Here is a 7,236-nt window from a genome sequence, read left to right as displayed (position 1 = left end):
CGGTTGGCCTTGTCGTAGGCCAGGGTGGTTGTGCGGTCGACTGCGGCGGTGCGCAGGTAATTGCCGATGTTGCTGCGGTCGTAGTTGGTGATCACGGGGCCTGCCACGGCGCCGCTGATAAAGACCGGCGGCGTGATCAGGGTGGAGAACTCGGTGCGCTGGCGGAGGTTGCCGTTGCGGTCCCACACCTGGCGCACCACGGCGCCGTCCGCACCCACGATGTGGGTCTGGCGGCCTGCCGCGTCGTAGACGTAGTCGGTGGACAGGGCGCCAGCCTGCACCACATCCTGGGGCTGCTGGCCGGCCGTGATGGCGCTCGCAAACCGTGCCTTCTTGACGACGCGGCCATCGCGGTCGTACTGGTAGGCCGTGACCGAGCCGGCCGCATCGGCGCTCCAGGTGAGGCGGCCGGCGCGGTCGTAGGTGTTTTTCTCGACCGCGTTGGCTGCCGAGCTGTCCTGGGCGATCAGCGTGTAGATGGCGGCGCTGTCGTAGGGGTCCGAGCCCAGGGTGACGGTCTGGGCATAGCGCACGCGCTCCACCACGTTGCCCGCCGCGTCATAGCGCAGCCCGGTCACCGCGCCCGTGCCGTCGGCCGTGGCGATGAGGCGGCCCATGCCGTCGTAGACCATGCGGGTGCGCAGGTCGCGCGCATCGTCGGCCACGGGCGTGGGGAAGGTGCCCGGCGTCCAGCCCCCCGTGCCTCCGATGCTGATGCGGTTGGCGTAGCTGCGCTGCTCCTGGATGCGGCCATTGCCGTCGCGCAGGTAGGTGGTGACCTCGCCCTGCCCCGTGACCACCGATTGCAGGTGGTTGTTGGCGTCGTAGCTGCGGTATTCGATCCGGTCGCTGGCCGTGGGGGCGATGCGCGCCATCACCTGCTCGGGCCAGGTGGACGGACCGAACACCGGGCCGTTGTTCACATAGACCTGCAGGTCGAGGCCCGTGAGCGGGTTGCGGTATTCGGCCAGTCGGCTGATGCGGCCCAGTGCGTCGTAGCGGGTTTCCTTGACGCCGCCTGCGCCATCGACGGCCAGGATCTGGCGGTTCTCGCTGTCGTACAGGTAGTAGCTGGTGTTGCCGTTGGCGTCCACACTGCTGGTGACGTTGCCGCCTGCGTCATAGGTGTAGCTTCGCGTGAGGTTCAGGCCGCTGGGGTCGATCTGCTCCTTGGTGCGACGGCCCGCCGCATCGTAGGTGTAGCGCGTGAGCGTGCCTTCGGGGCTGGTGACTTCCAGCGCATGGCCCTGGGCGTCGTAGCTGTAGCGCGTGGACAGGGCCAGGCCTGCGGGGTCCACGATCTGCTCGAGCAACTGGCCCTTGGCGTCGTAGCGCAGCTCGGTGATGGTGCCACCGGGCTCGGTGATGCGGATCTGGCGGCCCAGTGGGTCGTAGGCGTACTGGGTGGTCAGCGCCAGGCCGGTGGGGTCCACGGTGCGCGAGAGCACGCGGTTGGCCGCATCGTAGGCGATGGTGGTGCGCGTGCCGTTGGCGTCCACGGTCTCGATCAGCCGGCCGGCCTTGTCGTAGGCCTGGGTGGTGGCCGCCGTCTGCATGACCTTGGCGTCGTACAGCCAGGTCGAGGCCGACGAGCCCGTGGGCTGGCCGTTGGCATCGAAGGTGTAGGTGGTCAGGTTGCCCTGGGAGTCGGAGACGCTGATCTGGTCGCCATGGCGGTTGTAGGTCTGTTTGACCAGCAGGCCTTCGCCCGTGGTGACCGTGATGGTGCGTGCCTGGGCGTCGTAGGCGTAGCTGGTGGTGCCGCCTTCGGCGTTGACCTGTGTGACGATGCGGCTGAAGGCATCGTAGGTGGTGGTGAGCGTGGCCCACAGCGAGTCGGTGCTGCTGACTTCGCGGCCCAGCCTGTCGTAGGAGCGGGTGCGCGTGTGGCCCAGCGCATCCGTGGCGCTGACCTGGCGGCCGAAGGCGTCGTAGGTGGCGGCCGTGGTGAGGGCCAGCTTGCCGGCATCGCGCACCTGGCCCGTGGTCAGGCCGCGCCGGTCGTAGGTGGTCTGGATGAGGGTGCTGGTGGTGCCCGTGCCAGTGGCTTCGGTGCGTTGCGTCTCTTCGCGGAAGGTGTTGTAGACGTAGTTGCGCGTGAAGCCCAGCGCATCGCGCTCGCTGGCCAAGGTGCCGTTGGTGTTGTAGGTGTACTGGGTGGTCTGGTCCTTGGCGGCATTGGTGGCCGCCTGCAGCAGCGACTGCAGCGTGCTGTTGACCAGGCCGCCTGCCAGCGATCCCGTCAGCGAGCCCGGGTTGATGCGCGTGCCGTAGCGCACCTGTGCGCTCACCTGGCCCAGCGCGTTGTAGCGCGTCTCGGCCACTTCACCCAGCGCGTTGATGGTGTGCGTGAGCTGATTCTCGGCGTTGTAGAAGAACAGGGTGCGCAGGCCGTTGGCATCGGTGGTGCTGGTGCGCCGGCCGGCTGCATCGTAGGTGTGGCGGCTGGCGTAGCTGCTCCAGACGGCCTCGACCTGGGCGGGGGTCTGGGCTGCGGCCAACTGGCGTGCACCCTCGGCGCTGAGCTCGGCCGTGATCCTGCCCAGCGCGTCGTAGCGCACCTGGCGCGTGCGCGCCTCGGAGGTGCCTGCAGCCACGGTGCTGGCCGTGCGGTTGCCGGCGGCGTCGTAGCTGTGCTCGGTGCGCGTGCCCTGCCAGTCGGTCTCGGCCGTGAGCTGGCCCAGCTTGTCGTATTCGAGGACGGTGGTGCGGTCCTGGGCGTTGGTGGCCGGGCGGATGCCTGCCACGGCCGTGGTGCTGGTGAGCGTGGAAAGCAAGGCCGATGCCAGCGCCGTGGCATAGCGGGTCTGGCGCACGAGCTGGCCGGCCGCGTCGTAGCCGAAGGCGGTGAGGTAGCCGGCGCCATCCACCGTGCCGGCCAGGCGGCCCTGGCCGTCGTACATGCGGCGCACGATGATGTCCTGGGCGTTGGAGGCGGGCATCAGCTCGGCCAGCGTGCCTGTGGCGCGCTTGGCGGCGTTGGTCGCGTTGGCAAAGCGCGTGGTGCTGGCCAGGCGGCCGGCGGCATCGTAATTGAGGGCCACGAGGTAGCCTTCGGCATCCAGCGTAGCCAAAACAAGGCCATCTGCGCTGTGGAATTGCCGCGTGGTGCGGTCGGCCACGTTGGCGGTGCCGGCCGTGGCGCTCTCGCTGAGCGAGGTCCACTGAATGCGACCTGAACTGCCGTAGCGGCCGGATGCCGGCTCGCTGTATTCCACCCAGAATTCACCCCCGGCCAGCATTGCCTTGTCCAACTGGGCCGCTGCTGCACCATTGCTGGCAGCCACTGTCTGCACGAGGAGGCCGTTGCGGAATATCTTGAAGCTGCCATTGCCACCGCCTGCCGCGCGGGCTTCGATGCGCAGCAGGTTGCCCTCTGTCCGGATGCCCAGCACGGTGGGCAGTGCCTCGGCTGCAGCAGGGCGATTGATCTGGGCGCGCACTTCGGCAGGTTGATGGGCGCCGTCGCCCGTATAGGCGAACAGGATGCTGCGATTGCCAGCAGGCAAGGTGCCTGCCGGGATGCGGGCCTGTCCATCGACCAGGGCGTACTCGCCCATTAGCTGCCTGTCTGAGAAGACGTAGATCTTCCCCGTGGCGCCGCCATTGGCAATGCGGATGGTGATGGGATCGTCGTTGGCATTGCCGTCAAGACTGAGCTGCGACGGCGCGCGCGTATCGGCGGGGACACTCAGCTCTTCGAGCGTGACGGCGATGGCGGCGGTTTCTCCTGGCAGGTTGGTGTCGTCGCCTGAATAGATGGCACTGATGTTGTGCAGGCCTGCCGCCAACGCGCTGGTGGTCAACGTCGCCGTTCCATTGATCACCGTGGCAGAGCCTATGAGCTTGCCTTCGCTGAAGAAGCTGATGCTGCCGGAGGCCGTGTCTTGCACGCGCGCCCTGAGCACCGTGCCGGCCGCTGTCTGTTCAACCCCCTGCGCATCAAAAACCAGCTGGCTCGCGCCACGCTCGGACACATTCCGTCCCACGATGCCGGCTCGGTAGATGGCACTGCCTGGATAGCTTGCCGTGATTTCGTGCGCGCCCGGTGTCAGGGCGATGCCTGTCAGCCTGGCCCAGCCATCCACGAGGGCTGCAGTCCCCAGCAGGATGCCGTCGCTGTAGAACGAGATGGGGCCGCTGGTATGGAAGCTGGAGAAGCCCAACTCGTAGCGCCCGTCGTTGCCACGCCGTGCAGTGATTTCACCATCCGGCAGAAAGCCCATCTGCAGTTCTCGGGTGGTCGAAGCTGCGCTCGATGCCAGGGTCGAATCGCCCGAGTAGACGGCGCGCAGGGTCCTTGTCCCGGCGGCTGGCACATAGAGCGAGGTGGCGCCGCTTGTGAAGGCAGGGGCCCTCGCGTGCGAAGCAAGGTTCAGCACGGCCGTGCCGTTGACCACGCTGGCCGTTCCTACCAGCAGGTCGCCATCGTAGAAGCTGACCGTGCCTCCCGGCGTGCCGCCAGCGGCATCGATGGAAGCGGTCAGGCGGATGTTGTCCAACCCCAGGAGGGAGCCCGAGACTGCCAATTCCGTGCGCGTGGGCTGCACCTGTGTGGCAGGGGGCAGGGGCTGCAAAGCGATGTCTACCTGGACCTGTGCCACGTTGGTGCGCACCGAACTGGGCTGTTCCGCGCTACCTGTATAGCTGGCCGTGATCTGCGCGTTGCCCACGGCCTGCAGCGCCGTGGTTGTCAGGCGGGCCAAGCCGGCTGTGACGTCGGCCACACCCACCACCTGACCATTGGCATAGAAGGTGACCTGGCCTTGTGCCGCCTCCGGGGCCAGGCGGGCCGTCAGCTCGATCGACTCGCCTTGCAGGATGCGGCTGGCAGAGGCTGATACCTGGATGTCGGCGGGAGCTGGCAGCAGGGTGAGCTTCAATGTCCGGGACACCACCGCCGAGTTGTTGGCGTCTCCCGCATAGCGCGCTTCGATGGAGTGCTTGCCGCCGGGCAGCAGGGTGGTCGCATCAAGTGCGGCGTTGCCACTGGCATCGAGGGTAGCGCTGCCGATGAGTTGGCCGTTGCTGTAGAAGTCCACCCTGCCCGTGGGAGTGACGGGGCCCATGAGCTGGACCCTGAGCACTGTTTCGGAGCCCGTGCTGACGCGCACGGTGCCGTTGAAAGCTGTGGCCTGGGGTGGCAGCTTCATGACCTGCAAGGCGCCGCTGGCCGTGAGCTGCTGTGGCTGGTGCGATGCGTCGCCGCTGTATGAGGCCGAGACATCATGAGGCCCCTGTTCGAGGCCGGAGACCTTGGTCGTGAGCGTGGCCATTCCGTTGACGACGGTGGCGGTGCCCATCACCTTGCCATCGATGAGGAAGGTGACCGTACCGCCAGGCGCGCTGCCCTTGACGGCAACGCTGAAGCTGATGCTGGTGCCGGAGTCGATGCTGTTGGTCAGGATGACGGCCATGCCCGGGCTGGTGCGCAACCCCTCCAGCGTGGGCAGCAGCTTGTCTGAGGGCGTGGGGCCTGTGCGATGCACGGCGTTGACGGTGGCCGAGGCAACACTGGCCTGGTGCAATGCATCGCCCGAATAGCGCAGGCTGATGGCATTGGCCCCGTTCAGAAGAAGGGCCGGCGTGGCATCCATGTCCAGGATGGCCTGGCCCGCGGACACGGTGGCGACGCCCAGCAGGGTCTCGCCTTGGAAAAACGAAACGGTGCCCTGCGGATTGCTGCCGCTGACCTTGGCTGTCAGTGTCAGGCGTCCTGGCACCGTGATGGAGGAGGGCGTGCCTTGCAGGGATGTTTCGGAGCGCTGCTGTATCTGGACGCTGAGCGCGCCGGTGCTGGCCAGGGCTTCGCCGGAGTCCGAGACATGGCTGGCACTGATGGCCTGCAAGCCTGAGGGCAGGTTGTTCAGAGTGATTTCCGCAACGCCGTTCACGACCTTCACCGTTCCCAAGACCGTGGAGCCGCTCTTGAAGACGACGGAGCCATTGCCCAGGCCCGCTCCCGAGGCCACGATGCGCACGGGTTCGCCGAGCAGTGCCTTGGCGGGAATGGCCTGCAGCGCCAACTGGCCGGAGCTGCCGGTGCCGATCCTTGCGATGCCCGTGCCCCGGGCCACGAGCAGGGAGCCGTCGCCCAGACTGTCGATGGGCATGGGTGTCGCAAGCTGGGTCACGGCGACGATACGCGATGCCCCGTCATAGTCCGTGCGCGTGCCCTCGCCCTGAGGGCCGATCTGCCAGACCAGGCGCTGGGCATCGTCATAGATGCGCCAGCTCTTGCGGTCACCGGCCTCCGCCAGGGCCTGTATGGCTTGCAGTGTGGGAGCGTTGGCAGTGGAGAGAAGGGCCTTGGCGTAGGCAATGGTCTGGACCAACTGGCCGCTCGCGTTGTAGCGGTACTCAGTTGCTGCACCCGTGCCGTCTACCTCGGCGACCTTGCGACCGGCATCGTCATAGACGTTCCATTGCCGCACGCCTGTGGCGTCCTGGGTCGAAACCAGCCGTCCCGTGGCGTCATAAGTGAAGGCGGTCGTGCTCGATGCAGAGGCCGAGGCCGTGTCCTGGCGAAGATTGCTGATCAGGCGCCCGGCGCTGTCATAGCTGCGCACCTCCTGCAGCCCATTGGCCGACAGCACCACGATGCGCCGGCCCATGTCGTCATAGGTGGTCGTCGTGACCTGCCCCTTGGCGTCCGTCACCGTCAGCAGCCGCCCCAGGCCGTCATAGGCATAACTAGTGCTGCCGCCATTGCCATCAATGGTCTGCAGCAGTCGTCCGGCCTGGTCGTAGATATGGCGCGTGACCGTGCTGCCCGCCGCCAGCCCGTTGCCTGCGGCATCGGTGGCGGCATAGGTGGTGGTGACCTGGGCCTGGCCCCGGAAGTCCAGCACGTAGTCGGTGCGCTGCAGCTGCTGCAGGTTCTGCTGCCCGCTCCACGCCGACAGGGCGGCCTCGGTCGAGGCAGCGGCTGCGCCATAGCGCGCCGTCTGGTGCTGCAGCGTGCTGATGACTTCGCCATAGGCATTGCGCCGGTATTCGGTGACGCGGCCTTCGGCGCTGATGGCAAAGCGCAGCTGCAGGCCCGTGGCATCGTCGTACACGTAGCGCGTGGTCTGCGCGCCCGAGGCCTGGGCTGCGCCGTCGCCGTCGGGGTCGGGCTGGGTGTAGACGGTCTCGCTGAGCAGGCGGTTCTGGGCGTTGTAGGTGCGCGTGATGGTGTTGCCTGCACCATCGCGCTGCAGCACCTGGTTGCCGTTGGCGTCATAGGCCATGAAG

The 7,236-nt window shown here is 67.3% G+C and carries 1 protein-coding gene; it reads right to left on the bottom strand.

From position 1 onward, the window contains the following. Positions 1-7,236 (bottom strand): Ig-like domain repeat protein (locus tag BW39_RS30820; protein ID WP_043819584.1); only part of this gene is annotated, 7,236 nt, incomplete at both ends.

The organism is Delftia sp. RIT313 (assembly GCF_000632165.1).
Classification (GTDB): Bacteria; Pseudomonadota; Gammaproteobacteria; order Burkholderiales; family Burkholderiaceae_C; genus Comamonas; species Comamonas acidovorans.
Note: the sequence above shows the minus strand (reverse complement) of the source record. Positions and strands in the feature narration are given on the sequence as shown.